This window comes from Acuticoccus kandeliae (assembly GCF_003073115.1).
In genome coordinates this window covers 2,284,426-2,303,047 of record NZ_QBBV01000001.1, presented here as the reverse complement: position 1 = coordinate 2,303,047, position 18,622 = coordinate 2,284,426, and the positions used below count along the sequence as shown (strand labels likewise).

19 protein-coding genes are annotated in these 18,622 nt (G+C 69.4%); 8 read left to right on the top strand and 11 right to left on the bottom strand.

Annotation, left to right across the window (positions count from 1 at the left end; genetic code table 11):
• Positions 1-10 precede the first annotated feature (10 nt).
• On the top strand, positions 11-1,336 hold the full coding sequence (locus tag DBV35_RS10490; RefSeq protein WP_205648548.1) for an aspartate aminotransferase family protein: 1,326 nt from the start codon (positions 11-13) through the stop codon (positions 1,334-1,336).
• Positions 1,337-1,363: 27 nt separating this feature from the next.
• Here DBV35_RS10490 and DBV35_RS10485 read toward each other — a convergent pair whose 3' ends face one another.
• The 6 genes from DBV35_RS10485 to DBV35_RS10460 are packed head-to-tail and all read right to left on the bottom strand — an operon-like array spanning position 1,364 to position 7,247.
• The gene (locus DBV35_RS10485; protein WP_211099947.1) at positions 1,364-2,608 is read right to left on the bottom strand and encodes a four-carbon acid sugar kinase family protein; all 1,245 of its coding nucleotides are present in this window, start codon (positions 2,606-2,608) and stop codon (positions 1,364-1,366) included.
• The gene (locus DBV35_RS10480) at positions 2,608-3,873 is read right to left on the bottom strand and encodes a ribulose-bisphosphate carboxylase large subunit family protein (RefSeq protein ID WP_205648547.1); all 1,266 of its coding nucleotides are present in this window, start codon (positions 3,871-3,873) and stop codon (positions 2,608-2,610) included. Before DBV35_RS10480 ends, DBV35_RS10485 begins: the two co-directional genes overlap by 1 nt.
• 5 nt (positions 3,874-3,878) lie before the next feature.
• Positions 3,879-4,418, bottom strand: a complete 540-nt coding sequence (locus DBV35_RS10475) for a VOC family protein (protein ID WP_108660082.1) — start codon at positions 4,416-4,418, stop codon at positions 3,879-3,881.
• 8 nt (positions 4,419-4,426) lie between these two features.
• Positions 4,427-5,704 (bottom strand): TRAP transporter large permease, encoded by a 1,278-nt coding sequence (locus DBV35_RS10470; RefSeq protein WP_108660081.1) that lies wholly within the window; start codon positions 5,702-5,704, stop codon positions 4,427-4,429.
• The gene (locus DBV35_RS10465) at positions 5,701-6,234 is read right to left on the bottom strand and encodes a TRAP transporter small permease (RefSeq protein ID WP_108660080.1); all 534 of its coding nucleotides are present in this window, start codon (positions 6,232-6,234) and stop codon (positions 5,701-5,703) included. The genes DBV35_RS10470 and DBV35_RS10465 overlap by 4 nt, the downstream gene beginning before the upstream one ends.
• On the bottom strand, positions 6,234-7,247 hold the full coding sequence (locus DBV35_RS10460; RefSeq protein WP_108660079.1) for a TRAP transporter substrate-binding protein: 1,014 nt from the start codon (positions 7,245-7,247) through the stop codon (positions 6,234-6,236). Before DBV35_RS10460 ends, DBV35_RS10465 begins: the two co-directional genes overlap by 1 nt.
• A 147-nt stretch (positions 7,248-7,394) precedes the next feature.
• Between DBV35_RS10460 and DBV35_RS10455 the strand changes: the two genes are divergently transcribed.
• Both DBV35_RS10455 and DBV35_RS10450 read left to right on the top strand, forming a co-directional pair.
• Positions 7,395-8,438, top strand: a complete 1,044-nt coding sequence (locus DBV35_RS10455; RefSeq protein WP_205648546.1) for a LacI family DNA-binding transcriptional regulator — start codon at positions 7,395-7,397, stop codon at positions 8,436-8,438.
• A 157-nt stretch (positions 8,439-8,595) separates the two neighbouring features.
• Positions 8,596-9,792 carry an AI-2E family transporter gene (locus tag DBV35_RS10450; RefSeq protein WP_108660077.1) on the top strand — a complete coding sequence of 399 codons (1,197 nt, stop codon included), beginning with the start codon at positions 8,596-8,598 and terminating at the stop codon, positions 9,790-9,792.
• A 13-nt stretch (positions 9,793-9,805) separates the two neighbouring features.
• Here the strand turns inward: DBV35_RS10450 and DBV35_RS10445 are convergent, their stop codons facing one another.
• Genes DBV35_RS10445 through DBV35_RS10430 form a run of 4 tightly spaced genes read right to left on the bottom strand, consistent with a single transcriptional unit; the run spans position 9,806 to position 13,254 of the window.
• Positions 9,806-10,540, bottom strand: a complete 735-nt coding sequence (locus DBV35_RS10445) for a GntR family transcriptional regulator (RefSeq protein ID WP_108660076.1) — start codon at positions 10,538-10,540, stop codon at positions 9,806-9,808.
• A 22-nt stretch (positions 10,541-10,562) separates the two neighbouring features.
• A complete protein-coding gene (locus DBV35_RS10440) occupies positions 10,563-11,438 on the bottom strand; it encodes an ABC transporter permease (protein ID WP_245943893.1) in 876 nt (291 codons plus the stop codon).
• Positions 11,435-12,241, bottom strand: coding sequence for an ABC transporter ATP-binding protein (locus DBV35_RS10435; protein WP_108660075.1), 807 nt, complete (start codon positions 12,239-12,241; stop codon positions 11,435-11,437). The genes DBV35_RS10440 and DBV35_RS10435 overlap by 4 nt, the downstream gene beginning before the upstream one ends.
• The gene (locus DBV35_RS10430; RefSeq protein WP_108660074.1) at positions 12,241-13,254 is read right to left on the bottom strand and encodes an ABC transporter substrate-binding protein; all 1,014 of its coding nucleotides are present in this window, start codon (positions 13,252-13,254) and stop codon (positions 12,241-12,243) included. The genes DBV35_RS10435 and DBV35_RS10430 overlap by 1 nt, the downstream gene beginning before the upstream one ends.
• 163 nt (positions 13,255-13,417) lie before the next feature.
• On the opposite strand from DBV35_RS10430, the gene DBV35_RS10425 reads away from it, so the two are divergent.
• Positions 13,418-14,134, top strand: a complete 717-nt coding sequence (locus tag DBV35_RS10425; RefSeq protein WP_108660073.1) for a fumarylacetoacetate hydrolase family protein — start codon at positions 13,418-13,420, stop codon at positions 14,132-14,134.
• A 40-nt stretch (positions 14,135-14,174) separates the two neighbouring features.
• Here DBV35_RS10425 and DBV35_RS10420 read toward each other — a convergent pair whose 3' ends face one another.
• Entirely contained in the window at positions 14,175-15,329 is a 1,155-nt protein-coding gene (locus DBV35_RS10420; RefSeq protein ID WP_108660072.1) for a DNA topoisomerase IB, read from the bottom strand.
• 227 nt (positions 15,330-15,556) lie between these two features.
• Here DBV35_RS10420 and DBV35_RS10415 point away from each other — a divergent pair, with 227 nt between their 5' ends.
• The 4 genes from DBV35_RS10415 to DBV35_RS10400 all read left to right on the top strand — a co-directional run bounded on the left by DBV35_RS10415 (position 15,557) and on the right by DBV35_RS10400 (position 18,546).
• The gene (locus DBV35_RS10415; RefSeq protein ID WP_108660071.1) at positions 15,557-17,116 is read left to right on the top strand and encodes an oleate hydratase; all 1,560 of its coding nucleotides are present in this window, start codon (positions 15,557-15,559) and stop codon (positions 17,114-17,116) included.
• Between the two features lie 184 nt (positions 17,117-17,300).
• Positions 17,301-17,558 carry a cysteine rich repeat-containing protein gene (locus DBV35_RS10410; RefSeq protein ID WP_108660070.1) on the top strand — a complete coding sequence of 86 codons (258 nt, stop codon included), beginning with the start codon at positions 17,301-17,303 and terminating at the stop codon, positions 17,556-17,558.
• The gene (locus tag DBV35_RS10405) at positions 17,555-18,250 is read left to right on the top strand and encodes an SH3 domain-containing protein (RefSeq protein WP_205648545.1); all 696 of its coding nucleotides are present in this window, start codon (positions 17,555-17,557) and stop codon (positions 18,248-18,250) included. The genes DBV35_RS10410 and DBV35_RS10405 overlap by 4 nt, the downstream gene beginning before the upstream one ends.
• The gene (locus DBV35_RS10400) at positions 18,247-18,546 is read left to right on the top strand and encodes a hypothetical protein (protein ID WP_108660068.1); all 300 of its coding nucleotides are present in this window, start codon (positions 18,247-18,249) and stop codon (positions 18,544-18,546) included. The genes DBV35_RS10405 and DBV35_RS10400 overlap by 4 nt, the downstream gene beginning before the upstream one ends.
• Positions 18,547-18,622 lie beyond the last annotated feature (76 nt).

The window sequence follows — 18,622 nt, the reverse complement described above, 5'->3', positions numbered from 1 at the left end:
AAGGTTGGCAATGACCGAGTGCAGATTCGACCGTTCGGCCGAAAGGGTCCGGGAGGCGACCGCCGTGATGCCGGGCGGGGTCAGCAGCAATTTCCGCCTCGGCGTCGCGCCCACCCCGCTCGTCTTCGAACGGGGCGAAGGCGCCTATCTCTACGACATCGATGGCAACCGCCTGATCGACTACTATCTCGCGCTCGGCCCGATGGTGCTCGGTCACAGCCCCGCCCCGGTGATCGAGGCGGCGCGCGCCCAGCTCGAACGCGGCCTCCTCTATGGCGGGCAGAGCGAACTCGAATATCAGGCCGCGACGAAGATCACCGAGATGGTGCCGTGCGCGGACCGCGTGCGCTTCGCCTCGTCCGGGTCGGAGGCCGTGCAGCTTGCGCTCCGCCTCGCGCGCGCGGCGACGGGGCGGCGCATGGTCGTGAAGTTCGAGGGCCACTATCATGGCTGGCTCGACAGCGTCCTGTGGTCGAACGCGACCCCGGCCGACCAGATGGGACCGGAGGACGACCCGACCCCCTACGCCGCGAGCGCGGGCCAGGACCTCGTGACCGGCGAAAGCATCGATGTCCTCTCCTGGAACCGGCCCGAGCAGGTGATCGAGCGCCTCGCCAAGGGCGATGTCGCCGCGCTCATCATGGAAGCGGCGATGTGCAACACCGGCGGCATCTTCCCGCTGGACGGGTATCTGGAGGCCGTGCGCGAGGCCTGCACCAAGCACGGCACGATCCTCATCTTCGACGAGGTGATCACGGGCTTCCGCGTCGGCCCCGGCGGCGCGCAGGGCCGCTTCGGCGTGACGCCGGACCTTGCGACCTTCGCGAAGGCCATCGCCAACGGGTTCTCCGTCGCCTGCGTCGCCGGCCGTGCCGACATCATGGACCGCCTGTCGGACGGGACGATCCTCCATGGCGGCACCTACAACGCGCAGCCGATGGCGATGGCGGCGACCGTCGCGACGCTCGACGAGCTCTCCAAGCAGGGCGTCTATGAGGGGATGGAGCGCGTCGGCACGCGCCTCATGAACGGCATCCGCGACGCGTTCGCCGACGCCGCGCTGCCGGTGGTGGTCTCCGGCTTCCCGCAGATCTTCAACGTGGCACTCGGCCTCAAGGAGCCGGCGATCAACTATCGCGGGATGCAGGGGGTCGACAAAGCCGCCTACCGGCACCTCACGACGGCGATGCTCGGCCACGGCGTGCGCGCGCTGGAGCGCGGCGCATGGTTCCTCTCCGCCGCCCACACGGACGAGATCGTGGACGACACGCTGGCCGCGCTCCGGGCCGCGATCGAGACGGCCGAGCCCCACCTCGCGCACCTGCGCGCCGCCTGAGGCGGCCGCGGCGGCGGAGCCTGCGCGTCAGACGGCGCGCAGGCCCGTGTCCGCCCGCGCGGCGAAGCGGTCGAAGAGGTCGGGCGTGCCCATCTGGCCGCCCTTCAGCATGACGCGCATCCGGTCGCGGCGCGGGTCGCGGTGGGTCGCCGCGCACACGCACACCCCCGCCCCGAGGCTCTCCTCGAAATCGAGCGCGTCGAAGCCGAGCCGCGTCGCGATCCGGCTCGACGTGTCGCCGCCCGCAAGGCCGAGATAGCCGATATCGGCCTCCGCGAGGATCGCGCCGACGAGGCGGCTCGACGCGTCGGCGAGCCCGTCGGGCGACAGGCCATAATCTTCGTGCGGCAGGAGATGGATGAGGACGCGCTCCCCCGCCTTCAGATGCGCGACCGCCGCGTCCCGCGCCGCGCCGGTGGCGAGCGCCTCGGCGGTGAGCGGGATCTTGCGGCAGCCCGTCGCCGCGTCGACCTGCGCGGCGGTGGTGATCGAGCGGCTCCCGGCGAAGAGGAGCACGTTTGGCGAGGTCGGGCGCGCGACGCGGGCCGGACCCGACGCGCCCGCCTGCGCGGCGACGAGAATCTCGGCGACCGAACTTGCCCCGACAAGGAGCTGACGCCCCCCGGCGGCGGCGAGCGCGCTTGCGATGGCGTACTGGTCCTCCGCGCTCATGACGTCGAGGAGGACGGGACCCTCGCGCAGCGTCGCGGCCGCCCTGTCGATGTCGGTGAGCGCGGTCAGCGGCACGAGCGTCAACCCGTCGAGCCCCTGGAGGGCGAGGTGGCGGCGCAGGTCCGCCTCGTTCATGGGCGTCACGGGGTGGCGGCTCATCACCGGGTGGCGGTCGATGCGGTGGACCGCCCCCTCCGGCCCGCGTGCGAACAGGTTGCCGAAGGCGCAGTAGCGGCCAAGGCTCGGCTGGCCACCGATCACCGCGACGATATCGGGCCGGAAGCGCTCCCTGAGCGCCGCGACCACCGCGCCGATCGAGCCGATCTCGGGGCCGGAATCGAATGTGGAGCAAACCTTGAAGTGGAGGATTCGCGGGTCGGCCTCCGCGATGCGGGGCCAGAGACGCGCCACCTCCGCCACGGCCCGTTGCGGGGCAAGGGAGCGCAGGTCCGTCGGCAGCCCCATCGCATCGAGCCCCGCCGGGTCGCGGCCCTCCGCCGCGTCGAGCACCAGGCGCGCGCGCCAGCCGCCCCGCGCGTAGGTCGCGAGGCTGTCGGACGCGCCGGTGAAATCGTCGCCGAGGAAGACGACACTCGTCATCAGCGCGCCCCGAAGAAGCCGATCGCGGCGGCGAGCGCCGGACGCGTCTCCGCAGCCGCCGCGAGATCCTCGCCCGCCTGCAGCGCCTCCCACGCCTCGCGCAGCGAGGCGATCCCGGCGGCGGGGCCGTCCGGATGGGCGAGAATGCCGCCGCCGCACATGAACATGAGGTCGGCGCTCCCGGCCGCCTCCAGCGTGCGCGGCAGCGTGCCCGCCCACTGGCCGGAGGAGAAGGCCGGCATCACCCGGTCGTCGGGGCCGTCCACCGACAGCGGGCGCAGGCACGCGCGCGCCGCCTCCGTCACCTCCTCGGCGTCGTCGACGAACTTCCCGCCGATGCCGTGGACGTGCATGTGGTCGATCCCGGCGAGGCGGTAGAGGGCGTGGTAGGCCTGAAAGCCGATGCCAAGGAGCGGATGGCGGCTCATCGCGCCGAAGCCGTTGCGGTGCGCGTGGATCGCGAGCGGGGTGTGGGCGCGCAGCGATTCCATCGCCGAGAGGCCGCACCAGTTGAGGCTCGCCATCACGCAGTTGCCCCCCTCCGCCGCGACGAGGTCGGCGTGGCGGCGCATCGCATCCGTCTCGTCGGTGATGTTGAAGGCCATCATCACCGCCCGGCCCGTCTTCTCGCGCCACGCGCGGATCACCGCCATCACCGCCGGCACGCGTTCGGCGAGCGGGGCGATGTCGGGGTTCGCGCAGACTTCGTCGTCCTTGATGAAGTCGACGCCCGCCGCGCAGAGCGTGTCGACGAGCGCCGCGATCTCACCCGGCCGCATCCCGACATTCGGCTTGATGATGGTGCCGAAGATCGGCCGCTCCGCGACGCCGAGTGCGGCCCGCGTGCCCGCGACACCCAGAGCCGGAAGCGGATAGCGGGCGCGATAGGCGGCGGGAATGTCGAGCGAGAGGAGCTTCAGCCCGGTGATCTCGCCGATATCGTAGAGATTGCCCGAGACGGTCGCGGCGAGCGTCGGCAGGTTCCGCCCGATATTGCCGACCGGATAAGCGATCCTCACCCGCGCACGGCGGAACGGCCCCTTCTTCTCCTTGCGCTCGACATAGGCGGAGGCGAGGCTCGGATGGTCGGCCTCGCCCTCCGGCTCGATCGAGAGCACTTCGGCGGCGGCGCGGGCGCGCAATTCGTCCGTCTCGCCCGCGACGCGCACGAACGTCCCGCTCGACTGTTCGCCCGCCATCATGGCGGCGACCTCCTCGAGCGGGAACGGTGTCTCGAGGAGATAGTCCGCGACGATCCTGTCCACGGCGCTCAGAGGGTGGAGAGGTCGGGGAACGGGCGCACCGGGTCGCTGCCGTCCCAGTCGACGGACGCCTCGCGGATCATGTCGAACATCTTGCCCTTCGGCCCCATCACCTCGGACAGTTCGATGCAGGTGCCGGGATGCTGCTCCTCGGCGAAATAAGCGAAGCGGCCATTCTGGCCGACGCAGCCGCTCATCTTCACCGTGAAGCCGCGCGCGAGCATCCTCGCGAGATCGGCGTCGTAGTCGACGGTCCAGAAGGCGACGTGCTGGAGGCCGCGCTGACCGCGCTGCATGTAGTCGCGATACATCGACGGCACGTCGTTGCGGGTCTGGATCAGCTCCACCTGCATCGGGCCGGAATTGGCGAGCGCGACCGAATTGTGCGGCTCGTAGCGCACGCCGTCGAACATGTAGTCCTCGATCGGCACGCGCGGATTGTAGAACCAGGGTCCGACGCCCATGACCTCGGACCAGTGCTTCATGCCGGCCTCGATGTCGTCGACCACATAGCCGAGCTGACGGATGGGACCGAGTAGATTGCTCATGTGAGAGCCTATTTCATCAGGGTTTCGGGAAGCCAGGTGGACAGCGCCGGGACGGCGGAGACGACGACCAGCGACAGAAGGAGCGGGATGAAGAAGGGCATCACCCCGGCGATCACCCGCGAGACCGGCATCCGCGTGATGATCGTGATCATGTAGAGGCTCATCCCGACCGGCGGCGTGAGGAGGCCGATCATCAGGTTGAGGACGAAGACAATCCCGAGCTGCAGCGGGTCGACGCCCGCCGCGGTCAGCGCCGGCGCCACGATGGGCGCGAGGATGAGGATCGCCGCGATGCTCTCGAGCACCATGCCGACGATCAGCAGGAACACGTTGACGAGAAAGAGGAGGACGAACGGGTTGTCCGAGAGGCCGAGGAGGAAGCCCGACACCTTCATCGGCACCTGATCGAGCGTCAGCACCCACGCGAACAGCGCCGCCGTCGCGACCACGAAGAGGATGTTCGCGGTCGCCTCCACCGTCTCGCGCAGCGCGCCGAGGATCGCCTTGCCGGAGAGCGAGCGGTAGATGGCGACGCCGATGAAGAGCGCGTAGGCGACGGTGACGCCCGCGACCTCGGTCGGTCCGAAATAGCCGCTCATCAGTCCGCCGATGAGGATCACCGGGGCGAGGAGCGCCGGCAGCGAGATCAGCGCCTTGCGGGCGACTGCGCGGCGGCCGACGCGGATGTCGTCGCGCGGCAGGCCCTTCACCCGCGCCACCACGGCCACCTGGATCATCAGAAGCGCGGTGAGGAGGAGCGCCGGGACGACGCCAGCGAGGAGAAGCTGCACCGCCGACACGTTGGCGACGGAGGCGTAGATGATGATGGGGATCGAGGGCGGGAAGATGGGCCCGATGGTGGCCGCGGCGATGGTGAGGCCCGCCGCGAACTCCTCGCGATAGCCCTGCGCCTTCATCTGGTTAATCTGGATCGCGCCGAGGGCGCCGATATCGGCGAGCGCGGCGCCCGAGACGCCGGAGAAGATCAGCGAGACGAAGACGCTCACCTGCGCGACCGCGCCGCGAATGCGGCCGAAGATCATGCGCACGAGATCGAAGAGGTGCGTCGTCACCCCGGTCGCGTTGAGGAGGCTCGCGGCGAAGATGAAGAGCGGGACCGCGAGGAGCGGCGAGGAATCGAGCGCATTGAGGCTGCGCTGGGCGAGCACGGAGACCGGCAGCCCCTCAAGCACGATCACGATCGCCGAGGAGAGGCCGAGGCACACGGCGATCGGCGCGCCGAGGACCAGGAGGACGGCGAAGATGGACAGGAGAAGGAGGCTCATATCGGCAGGCCGGAATCGTCTCGCGATTCATGGAAGGGCGACGTCGGATCGCGGCCCGTGAGAGCGGCGCCGACACGGGTGGCGGCCATGATGGCGAGCATCACGCTGCCAGCGAGAGCGAGGCTGTAATAGCCCCAGTTCGGCATCCGCATCGCGGGAGTCAGGAACTTGCCGGCGCGCGGCAGGAACTCGGCGAAGCTCCACAGCATCAGCGCGGCGAAGAGGAGCGTCGCGAGGTCGCCGACGAGGGAGAGCGCGCGCCGCCCGCGGGGGCCGAGCGCATCCGGGAGCATCGAGACCGAGACGAGGACGTGCCGCCCCGCAAGGTAGGGCACCGTGAGGAAGACGACCCCGATCCCGCTGAACCGCGCGAGCTCGTCCGCCCACGGAAGGCCGAGATCGAGGAAGTTGCGCGCCGCGACCTGGAGCACCACCAGCGTCGCCATCAGCGAGAGCAGGACCATTCCAAGCACGGCCCCGAACCGCACGAGCCGCGCGAGAATCGCGCGGCCCGATACGCCGTCGACCATCAGGCGACCGCGGCGATCTTGCTGTAGAGGTCGCCGAACTGCTCGCCGAAGCGCTCGTCGACGAGCTTGCTCACGGAGGCGCGGAAGGCTTCGAGGTCGAGGCCCTCGTCCGGACCGATGACCGTCATGCCGAGCTCGCGAAGCTGATCGGTCTCGGCATCCTCGTTGTCGAGGATCGCCTTGGTCGCCTTCTCGCGGGTCTGGCTCGCGGCCTCGCGCACGGCGTCCTTCTCCGCGTCGCTCATGCCCTGCCACACGTCCTCGTTCATCACGACGACCTCGGCGTTCGACATGTGGCCGGTCAGCATGAGGTGGGACTGCACCTCGTAGAGCTTCACCTTCAGGACCACGTTGACCGGGTTCTCCTGGCCCTGGACGACGCCGGTGGCGAGCGCGGTCGGAACCTCCGACCAGTCGACGGGGACGGCGACGGCGCCCATGCCCTCGACGGCGGTGGTGTAGATCGGGAATGGCACCGAGCGGATCTTCACGCCCGCAAGGTCGGCCGGCGACAGGACGGCCTTGTTGCAGGTGAGGTTCCGGCGGCCGAAATAGTGGGCGTAGATCACGCGCACATTGGCGGCGGCGATCAGCCCGTCATTCAATTCCTGCATCACCGGGCTGTCGACGTCGGTGACCTTCATCAGGTGGTCGACGTCGCGATAGAGGTAGGGCGTGTCGAGCGCGGCGAAGGGCTGGTAGAGCGAGCCGAGCGCGCCCGCGGTGTTGTGCGAGAAGGCGATGGTGCCGAGCGAGACCGCCTCGGCGAGCTCCTGCAGCTTGCCGAGCTGGCTGTTCGGATAGACCTTCACCTCGATCGCGCCGCCGGAGGTCTGGCCGAGCGCCTCGGCGAACCAGTCGGCCTGCGCGCCGGCGACCGAGGCCACCTCGTTGTTGTGCCCGTAGCGAAGGCTCGTCGCCGCGTGCGCGTGACGCACGACGAAAGGGGCCGCGAGCGCGGCCGCGCCGCCGACGAGAACGGTACGGCGGTTGACGCCAAATGAAGTCTTCATTTCATCTCCTCCCCACAATCCGCTCCCCTGCGTTTTGATGCGTTTTGAGGGAGCCGCTGAGAATGACCACAGCCTTTGCCCGAAGATCACTTCGGTATTGACCCAGGCTAATGTTTCGGACGACCCTCCGTCAAAGGAAACAAAATGATGGTTTTTGATGTGCGTCAGGAAACTGAAGCATCAGACGAGGGGCGTCCCCAGCTCGCCGACATCGCCGACCGGGCCGGCGTGTCGCTCGCGACGGTCGACCGGGTCATCAACCGCCGCAAGGGGGTGAAGGAGCGCACGCGCCGCCACGTTCTGGAAATCGCGCAGGATATCGGCTTCCTGTCGCGCGAGGACGCGGACCTCTACCGGGCCGAGCGTCCGCTCAACATCGTCGTGCTCCTGCCCTCCGGCACCAACCCCTATCTGCGCAGCCTCGGCGAGCGGGTGCGCGACCGCGTCACGCGCTCGAGCCTCAACCACCCGTTCCTGCGCTGCTTCTTCATCGAGGGCTTCAACGCCGCCGCCCTCGCCGACGCGCTGCGCGAGAACGCGGCCTGGGCGGACGGGATCGCCTTCTTCGCCATCGAGCACCCGCAGGTGCGCGAGGTCGCGGCCGAACTCAGCGCCGGCGGCACCCGCCTCGTGACCATCATCTCCGATCTCGGCCACGTCGCCGGCGTCGATTCGGTGGGGCTCGACAACCGCGCCGTCGGCCGCACGGCGGGCCTCCTCATCGGCCGCCTCGCCCAGTCGCAGACGGGTTCTGTCGCCCTCGTCGCGGGCTCGCGCCACTACCGCGCCCATTCGGAGCGCGAGGCCGGCTTTCTCAGCATCCAGGACGAGATGTTCGCGCACCTGCGCGTCGTCGGGATGCGCGAGGGGCACGACGATGCGGGCGAGAATTACCGCCACACCCTCGCCCTCCTCGACCAGGTGCCGGACCTTGTCGGCATCTACAATGTGGGCGGCTCGTCGGGCGGCATCACGCGGGCGCTGCGCGAGCGGGGGCGCGAATCGGTCGTCTTCGTCGGCCACGGCCTCACCCCCGACACCCGCCGCGCCCTCCTCGACGGGACGATGGACGCGGTGTTCGACCTCGACCCCGACGACCTCATCGACCGGGCGATCGCGAGCCTCTCCGGACAAGCCCCGCGCCACCGTTCGATGAAGCTCGATATCTACTTCCGCGAGAATCTGCCCTAGACCCGGCCGGGGCCGGGGCCGCCCGCGACCGGCGCGCAGCGGGTGCGGTGCGGGGCGCGGCACCAAACCTCTTGCTTTGCTCCCCGACCGGGTAGACCTTCCGCCGATCGTGGAGATCAGAGCGGACGGCCATAGGCGCACGTTGGAGATCAGAGCGTTGCATGATCTGAGTCGAAAGCCGCAGGCGGAGAGGCAGCTTTTCGGGACCTCGTCCCGCATATCGGTCGCTCCGTCGCTGACCGTCGCGCGCTGGCTGCTCCTCCTGATCCTTGCCGCGGGCGTCTATTTCTTCCACGGATTCGTGGTCCCGGTCCTCGCCGCGCTGGTGATCGCGTTCGCCACCTGGCCACTCTATCGCCGGTTGCGGGCGGCGACGGGCGAGCGCAAGAGCCTCGCCGCGACGCTGGCGCTTCTGTCGATCCTCCTCTTCATCGTCGTCCCCGTCGCGCTCGCCGGCGTCTATGCCATCGGCGAGGTGCGGGTGTGGTGGTTCTGGGTGATGGAGGTGAACCGGACCGGCGCCACGACCCCGCACTGGATCGCGACTCTGCCCCTCGTCGGCGATTGGCTGAACACGGCGTGGACGGAGAAGCTCAGCCATCCGGGCGGCGTCGGTGAGCTGATCCAGCTCGTCAGCGGCGCGAATGTCGGCAGCATCTACCGCAGCGTGCTCGCCGCGGGCGGGAGCCTCTTCGGCCTCGTGCTCGCCGCCCTCTTCATGCTGATCACGCTCTTCTGCATCTACCGGGACGGCGAATCCTTCGCGGCCCAGGTCGACCGCCTCGGCGAGCGCATCCTGCCGATGCGCTGGGGCCGCCTGTCGCGCACCGTCCCGGCGACCATCAGCGCCACCGTCACCGGGATGACGCTGATCGCGATCGGCGAAGGCATCGTGCTCGGCATCGCCTACTGGCTCGCGGGTGTGCCCTCCCCGGTCACCTTCGGCGCGATCACGGCGGTGATGGCGCTCGTCCCCGGCGGCGCGCCCCTCACCTTCACGCTGATCTCGATCTATCTCGTGTCGAGCGGATCGGAGATCGCGGGCATCGCCCTCTTCATGTGGGGCACGATCGAGCTCTTCATCGTCGACAAGACGCTGCGGCCCCACCTCGTCGGCGGACCGATCAAGCTCCCCTTCCTGCCCACCTTCTTCGGCCTCATCGGCGGGGTGAAGACGATGGGGGTGCTCGGCCTCTTCCTCGGCCCGGTGCTGATGGCGCTCCTCGTCGCGATCTGGCGCGAGTGGGTGCGCGAGGCGGAGTTCGGCACGCCAGGCCCCGAGACCCCGGCGCTGCCCGAAGCGGCTCCCGCCCCGCCCCCTGCCCCGGTCAAGACGACGGAGAGCGCCTTCTAGGAAGGCCCCCGCGTCAGGGCTTCGACATCAGCTTGGCGACGGAGCCGGCGAGGTCGGCGACGGCCGCGCTCGGCGGCGCGGCCGGAAGCTTGTCGCGCTCGAACAGCTCCTCGATCACCTCCAGCGTGCGCGTATAGTGCCGCGTCAGGCACTCGCACGCCTCCTCGGGCGTGCCGTGCAGGACCGCCTTCATCAGCGCCTCGTGCTCGCGCAGCCCGTCGCGCGGGGCCTTGCGGAAGGCGTTGGAGAAGGAGATGTAGCGCGCCGCGTGGTCGGCGAGGATGTCGCAGAAATCGATCAGCCAGGGCGAGCCGCAATTGGCGATCAGCGCGCGGTGGAAGTTGCGGTGCGCGTCCTCCCACCCCTCGCGCGACCCTTCACGGGAGGAGAAGCGCGACAGGCGGTGGAAGGCGACGACGATGTTCTCCTCCCACAGATCGTCGCGATGGCGCATCGATTCCTTGAGGACGTTGCCCTCCAGGAAGCAGCGCGTGCGGGCGAGCACCTGCCAGTCGCCGAGAGCGACGGGCGGGACGGTGTAGCCCCGCTGCTCGTGCCGCTCGACGAGGCGTTCGGAGGAGAGGCGCGACAGCGCCTCGCGCACGGCATTGCTGCCGACGTCATATTTCGCGGCGATGCCGTCGATGCGGAGCTTCGCGCCGGGCGTGTAGGCCCCGTGGATGATGTCGGCGCGGAGCTTCTGGTAGATCGCCGTCGCCTGCGTGGTCTTTTCCGATTGCTGTGACATGCTCCGCCGGTCCCCGGCCCCCTTACGCCTTCGCCTTCATCTTCGCGCGTCCGTGCGACGAGCGGTGCCAGAAGACGAACTTGTACTGCATCCAGGAGACAAGACCGAACATCAACAGTCCGAGAAGGCTGAGATAGATAATCAACGAGAAGACGCGCGGGGTGTCGAGCTGCGCGGCCGCGACGCGGATCAGTTCGCCGAAGCCCCTGCCCCCGCCGAGGAACTCGCCCGCGATCGCGCCGGAGACGACGCCGATCGCGGCGATCTTCAGCCCGGTGAAGAAGTGCGGCAGGCCCGTCGGGATCTTGAGCTGGAGGAGCGTCTGCCAGCGCGAGGCGCCGATGGAGCGGAACAGCATCTTCGCGTTCTCGTCGGCCGCGTGGAGCCCGGCGGCGGTGCTGACGACGATCGGGAAGACCGCGATGAAGGCGGCGAGCGCCACCTTCGAGGCGATCCCGAAGCCGAGCCAGGCAACGAAAAGAGGGGCGAAGGCGAGCTTCGGCATCGTGTCGATCGCGACGATATAGGGCATCACCGCCCGCTCGCCGATGGACGTCTCGCCGACGAGGACGCCGAGCGTCACCCCGATGGCCACTGCCCACACGAAGCCCCAGATCACCTCCTGCGCGGTCACCCAGAGCGCCGGCAGCGCGTAGCCGCCCGACATCAGATTCTGCCCGACGAAGATCACGTCCTCGACCGTTGAGACCGGGCTCGGCAGGATCAGCGGGGAGATGATGCCGAGCGCGGTGACGAGCTGCCAGATGCCGAGAAAGGCGATGAGGAGCACCACCATCGAGACCCAGCGCGGCACGCGCGAGGCGACGGAGACGTGCTCGGTCCAGACCGTGTCGCCCAGCTCCTCGATGAGGGGCTCTGCGGGAGAAAGCTCGCTCACAGGAAGGCTCCCTTGTCGAGGAGGTTGCGGATCTCGGTCACGTAGGCGCCGAAGGCCGGCAGCGTCGCCATCTCGAGCGTGCGCGGGCGCGGCAGGTCGATCGGGATGGAGCGCACGATCCGCCCCGGCCGCGCCGACATGACGTGCACGACGTCCGACAGGATCACCGCCTCCGCGATCGAGTGGGTGACGAGGAAGGCCGAGGCGTTCCGCTCAAGGCAGATCCGCTGGAGCTCCATGTTCATGAAGTCGCGCGTGATCTCGTCGAGCGCGCTGAACGGCTCGTCGAGGAGCAGCATCTGCGGCTCGGAGACGAGCATCCGGCAGATCGCCGCGCGCTGCGCCATGCCGCCGGAGAGCTGGGCCGGATAGGCGCCCTCGAAGCCCTTGAGGCCGACGAGCTCCAGGAGGGCGATGGCGCGGGTGCGGGCCGCCGCCGCCGCGCGCTTGCCCTCGCGGATCTCGACCGGGAGGAGGATGTTCTGCAGCGTGGTGCGCCAGGGGAAGAGCGTCGCCTGCTGGAACATCATGCCGATGTCCGGCCGCGCGCCCATCACGGGCGTCCCGGAGAGGACGACCCGCCCGCGCGTCGGCGGGGTGAGGCCGGCCATGATCTTGAGGAGGGTGGATTTCCCGCAGCCCGACGAGCCGATGACGGAGTGGAACTCCCCCTCGCACACCGTGAGGCTCACGCCCTCGAGGGCGCGAACCTCACCGTCGCCGTAGATCTTGGCGACGTTGGTCAGCTCATAAACTGGCTTTGGCCGGGTCTCTGCCCCGGCCGCCGCAGTCGCGTTCGTCATCAATCGGCGTTCCACGCGTCGATGAGGTCGTTCGAATAGGCCGCTTCCAGGTTCTCCATCGGCGCGTCGAGATCACCGGAGGCGACGAGGGTGTCGTGCCACTGCTGCCAGGCTTCCGGGCTCTGGTAGCCGAACCCCTTCGACGGGTCGAGCGGGGACGTGAGGTGGGAGTAGACGTCGAGGAGGGCGTCGGCGAAATCCATGTCCTCGAGCTGCTGGGGGTTGCCGAGCTTGGCGTTCTCCAGCGTCGCCTCGCGGTTCGCGGGGTCGAGGCCGAACTTCATGCCCTTCACCAGCGCACGGCCGAAGCGGGTCAGGACGTCCTGGTTGTTGTCGAAGAACTCGTTGGTGACCGCGTAGCCGTTGCCGAAATAGGACTGGAATTTCGGCGGGGTGAGGATGCGCAGCGGCACGCCGCGGAGCTGGAGCGTCGCGACGCCCGCCGTGTCGGACGCATAGGCGTCGATCGAGCCCTGCATGAAGCCGGCGACCGCCATGCCGCCCTCGCCGACGGTGATGAAGGTGTAGTCGTCACCCTCCTTCATGCCGGCATCGTCGAGGATCGAGCGCACGAAGGCGACTTCCGCGCCATCGGACGTGCCGACGCCGATGATCTTGCCCTTGAGGTCGGTCGGCTGCTGGTATTCGGAGGATTCGGGCACGACCAGGTTGAACTGGCTGCGCGCGAAATAATTGTAGATGTAGACGATGTCCGCGCCGTTCTCGACGGCGTTCAGGACCGGGCCCGGCCCCGGATGGCCGAGCTGCGCCTGGCCCGCCAGCAGCGCCTGGATGACCTGCGAGGAGCCGTTGACGCTCTGCGGGGTGATTTCGAGACCTTCTTCCTCGAAGTAACCCTCGCCCATGGCATTGTAGAGCGCGAAGTAACCAAGGCCGCCCGGGCTCGGCAGAGCCAGTGTCAGCTCCGTCAGATCTTGAGCCAGCAGCGGTGCCGACGTCATGAAGAGGGGCAAAGACGCGGCGGCCGCGAAAATAGTCCGACGTCCAAACATTCAGCACTCCTTCCGGGTGTCTATCTGGTCAACAGGATGCATCGCGTCGCGGGCGTGTCAACAGAAATTCATTATTTTTGCTCATCTCAGAAAAAATGCAGATTCTTATAGACTTGCCCTGGTTGATGGATATTCTCCCCGCCAGCGAAACCCAGGACAGACGATGACATCCGATCAAACGCTGGCCGTTGCGGCCCCCGTTCGCCCGACGCTGCCGATTGTGGGGTCCGAGGCGCGCTTCCCGGTGCGCCGCATCTATTGCGTGGGCCGGAACTATGTCGCCCACGTGCGCGAGATGGGCGGCGACGAGACCCGCGACTTCCCCCTGATGTTCCAGAAGCCCGCCGACGCGGTGGTTCATGATGGCGGCACGGTCCCCTACCCGCCCGGCACGGACAATCTCCACTATGAGCTGGAGATGATGGTCGCCATGAAATCCGGCGGCTACATGATCAGCCCCGAGGACGCGCTGTCGCACATCTACGGCTACGGCATCTGCATCGACATGACGCGCCGCACCGTCCTCGGCTCGCCCGACGGGCCGCGCATCCCCTGGGAATTGAAGAAGGCGTTCGACCATTCGGCCCCGTGCGGGCCGATCTACCCGGTCGCCGATGTCGGCCACCCCTCCTCCGGCTCGATCCGGCTCGAGGTCGACGGCGTCGCCCGCCAGGATTCGGACCTCAGCCTGATGATCTGGAAGACGCCCGAGATCATTGCGACCCTGTCGCGCTTCTTCTCGCTGGAGCCGGGGGACATCATCATGACCGGCACGCCCTCCGGCGTCGGCGCGGTGGTGCCCGGCAACGTCCTCGTCGGCACGATCGAGACGCTCGGGAGCCTCACCGTCACCATCGGCGAGCCCGCGGTCCCGGCCTGAGGCCGACCCCGCTCGCGCTCGCCCCGGCCGCCGGGGCGGGCTATGCGCTCGCCGACAGCGGCGCGGCCTCGTTGGCCGCCCGCCGCGCGAGCGCCCGTCCCTCGACGACCGGGCGCGCGCCCTCGATGCGCCCCTGGAGGAAGGCGATCACCGCCGCCTCCTCCGGATAGAGGTTGCAGGGCGCAGCGCCGCGCGGGGCGACATCCACCACCCCGTCGAGTTCCAGCTCCAGCGCGGCCCCCAGATAGGCGTCCACGATCTCGGGATGGACGTAGCATTTGCGGCAGATGGTCGGCGTGTTGCCGAGCCGGTTCGCCACGCGGTCGATCACCCGGCGCAGATTGCGCTTGGCCGCCGTCGGGCTCTCCACCGCCTCCAGCTCCGCGAGCGCCAGCGCGGCCGAAACCGTCCCCGCCCAGGTGCGGAAGTGCTTCGCGGTCACGTCGCTGCCGGTGATCTCGCGCAGATACTCGTTCACGTCGCCTGAGGAGACGTCGTGCCGCCCGCCCCCGGCGTCGACATATTGGAGGAGTGCCTGGCCCGGCAGCTCCTGGCACGCCTTGATGATGCGGGCCGCGCGCCGATCGGTGAGCTTGCGCTCCCACATCTTGCCGCTCTTCGCCATGAAGCGGAATTTCAGCTCCGACCCGCTCACCACGACATGCCGGCGCTGCAGCGTCGTCAGCCCGTAGGAGCGGTTCTGCCGGGCATAGTCGTCGTTGCCGACCCGGATCAGCGTCGTCTCGAGGAGGTGGACGGTGGTCGCGAGCACCTTCTCGCGCGGCAGGCCGCGCAGTCCCATGTGCGCGGAGACGGTGGTGCGGATCGTCGGCAGAAGCTCCGCGAAATGGAGGATCTGCTCGTACTTGGCGCTCTCGCGCAGCGCGCGGAAATCAGGGTGATAGCGGTATTGCTTGCGCCCGCGCTGGTCGCGCCCCGTCGCCTGGATGTGGCCCTTCCCGTCGGCGCAGATCCACACCTCGACCCAGGCCGGCGGCACGGCGAGCGCCCGGATCCGCTTCAGCGCGGCGGCCTCACGGACCGTGCGGCCGGCGGGGTTGCGATAGGTGAAGCCCCGGCCGGCGCGGCGGCGCGAGAGCCCCGGTTCGTCGGCGTTGACATAGCGCAGGCCCGCCTCGTCGGCTGCGACGCGCGGATCGAGACGATCCGAAAAGGCATGCTCTTCCAGCGACATGGGCGCTCACAGTCAGGCTTCGTGCCGATCGCCGCCGTGGCGCGCCGCGCGCCCTGATCCCGGCCGATCCACTCCGGAGCCAAACGCGCCAGGACGCCGAAAGGTCTCATCGCGCACCCACGCCGACCGGGCCCGCCGCCGAATTTGCGCAATGTCATGCCGAGGCGGGCGCACTCGGGGTCCGATCCGGTCTCTGGGGGCGCGGCCCCCGACCGGGGAGGACGATCATGCGCGCCTATCTTGTCGGCTCCGGCATCGCTTCGCTCGCGGCGGCGGCCACGCTCGTGCGGGACGGCGGGGTGCTCGCGGGAAATGTCACCATCTTCGAGGCCGCCGACCAGCCGGGCGGCGCGATGGCGATGTATGGCGACCCGGCGGGCGGCTATGTCCTGCCCACCGGACGCATCTTCGAGGAGGAGTTTCGCTGCACGCGCGACCTCCTCTCGCTGGTCCCCTCGGCCACCAACCCGCAGCGCTCGATCTGGGACGACATCGTCCGCTTCAACGCGCGTTACGGCTACCACGCCAAGGTGCGCCTCCTCGACCGGAGCGGGGCGGTCGCGATCGCGCCCCATCTCGGCCTCAGCCCGCGCGACCGGCTCGACCTCGCCCGCCTCGCCCTCACCCCGGAATGGCAGCTCGACGGCAAGCCGATCCGGGACTTCTTCGCGCCGGACTTCTTTGAGAGCGATTTCTGGATCATCTGGGTCTCGATGATGAACGCGCTGCCGCAGCACAGCGCGATGGAGATGCGCCGCTTCATCAACCGCTTCCTCCACCTCTTCCCCGACCTCGCCACGATGACGCGCATCTGGCGCACACCGCTCAACCAGTATGAGGCGCTCATCGAGCCCGTGGTCGCGTGGCTGACGCGGCAGGGGGTCAAGATCGTCACCGGCGCGCGCGTCACCGATATCGGCTTCGCGCCGACGCTGGAGCGCACGACCGTCAACTCGCTCGAGATCGTCGAGGGCGGCGTGACGCGCACGATCGAAATCGCGCCGGAGGATCTCGTCCTCGTCACCGCCGCCTCGCAGACCGCGGGGCTCGGCATCGGCTCGATGCGCGAGGCCGCACGGCCGACCGATGACGGCCCCGCGCTGGCCCTGTGGCGCAGGCTCGCGGAGGGCCGTCCCGAATTCGGCCACCCCGACACCTTCTTCGGCGCCGCGCACGTGCCGGACACGACCTGGGTCACCTTCACGGTGACGACGCGCGATCCGACCTTCTTCCGCCTCTATAGCGACCTCACCGCGGCGGAGCCGGGGCGCGGCGGCCTCCTCACCGTGCGCGACTCGTCCTGGCTCCTCACCACCGCCCTCTTCCACCAGCCCGAGTTCGTGGCCCAGCCGGCGGACGTGATGGTGTGGTGGGGCTATGCCCTCTACCCGGACAGCGTTGGCGATTTCGTCGCCAAGCCGATGACGGGCTGCACGGGCGAAGAGATCCTGCGGGAGACCGTGCTGCAGCTCGGCTTCGAGCGGCACATGGACGACATCCTCGCGAACTCGACCTGCATCCCGTGCATCCTGCCGCACGCGGGGACGCCCTGGCTCGTGCGCACGCGGGCCGATCGGCCGCGCGTGGTGCCGGAGGGATCCACCAATTTCGGCTTCATCGGGGAGTTCTCGGAGGTGCCGAAGGAGGCGGCGTTCACCATGGAATATGCGGTGCGCAGCGCGCGGGAGGCGGTCTCGCGGCTTTGCGGCACCGAGGCCCCGCCGCCCCCCTACCAGGGCCATCACGACCCGCGCGCCCTCTACGAGGCCCTCTCGGCGCTCGTCTGACCGGCCGCGCCCGTTACAAAGCGGGACAAAGGCTCGACATTTCGGCAAGCGCCGAGACCGTCCGGTCAAACGCGAGCGACTCCGCGCCCGTAGCTTTAATCCAAATCAACCGGGAGCCTCATTCGAGGCTGGCGCGGGCGGCGCGCCGGCGCGGCGTCCGCCTGCCCGCAAGGAGTATCGATCCATGGCCGAGACCAGACCCCTTCGCGTCGCGCTTTTCGCGGCACTCGCCGCCCTTTGCGCGACCGCACCCGCCATCGCCCAGCAGCAGCTCACCCGCGAACAGGCCCGCGCCGTCGCGCAGGCCTGCCGCGGCGACGTGCAGCGCTTCTGCGCCAGCGTGCGCTTCGGCGGCGGCGAATTGCGGACCTGCCTGCAGGAAAACGCCGCGAACCTCTCCGACAGCTGCAAGGCGCAGCTCATCGCGGTGATGCCGCAATGATGGGGGGCGGGTTCCTGCGCCGGATCGGCGGCCTCGCGGCCGGCGCACTCCTCGGCCTCACCCTCGCCACCTCCGCGAATGCGCTGGTGGTCGGCAAGCCCATCCCCTCGGTCGCGACGGCGACGGTGAACCTGCGCGCCGGCCCCTCGACCGCCTATCCGGTGGTGGTCGTCGTGCCGGTGGGCGCGCCCGTCGCGACGCACGGCTGCACCAGCTCCTACGCCTGGTGCGACGTGAGCTTCGGGACGTATCGTGGCTGGGTGGCCTCCGCCTACATCACCGCGACCCACCGCGGCGCGACGGTGGCCGTCACGGCCGCGACGGCGGCGACTGTCGGGATCGTGGTCGTCGGCTTCTCGCGCGCCTACTGGGACACCCACTATGTGGCCTACCCCTGGTATGGGCGCTGGGCGGCCTACCCGCCCTATGTCGCCCCGCGCGTCACCGGCCGCACCGTGTCGGGCGGCTGCGTCGGCGGAACCTGCACGCGGACCGGCACGGTCGAGGGCGTCTATGGCGGCAGCGCGTCCCGCTCGCGCACATGCGGCGGCGGCGCGTGCGAGACGACGAAGAGCGTGACGGGGCCCGCCGGATACACCGGCACCGCCTCCCGTCAGTGCGGGGTCGGCGGATGCAGCGTCACCCGCACCGGCCCGCGCGGCGCCACCCGCACCGGCGTGGTGTCCCGATGAGCGGCCCGCTAAGCCTCGCGCTCGCGGGCTTCCTCCATCTCGGAACCGTCGGCGGCGCGACGCCCGCCGAGGCCCCGCCGCCCGGCCCCGCCGAGATCTGCCTCACCGTGGACGAGATGGGGTCGGAGGCCTGCCTCACCGTGCGCGCGGAAGAGAGCGGCTACGAGGCCTGCGTCCACGATCGCGACACCGGCATCGAGAGCTGCCTCTTCGTGCCGCGCGAGACGACGGCGCCGCCCGAGCAGGAGCTGCGCCTGGAGCCCGCCCCCGAATGGATCATGCCGACGCAAATCTGAACGCGCGGCCTCACGCCACAAAGCTGCGCGGCGAGTCGACCGGCCGCCGTGCAGCTTTCGCGAAGAGATGACATCG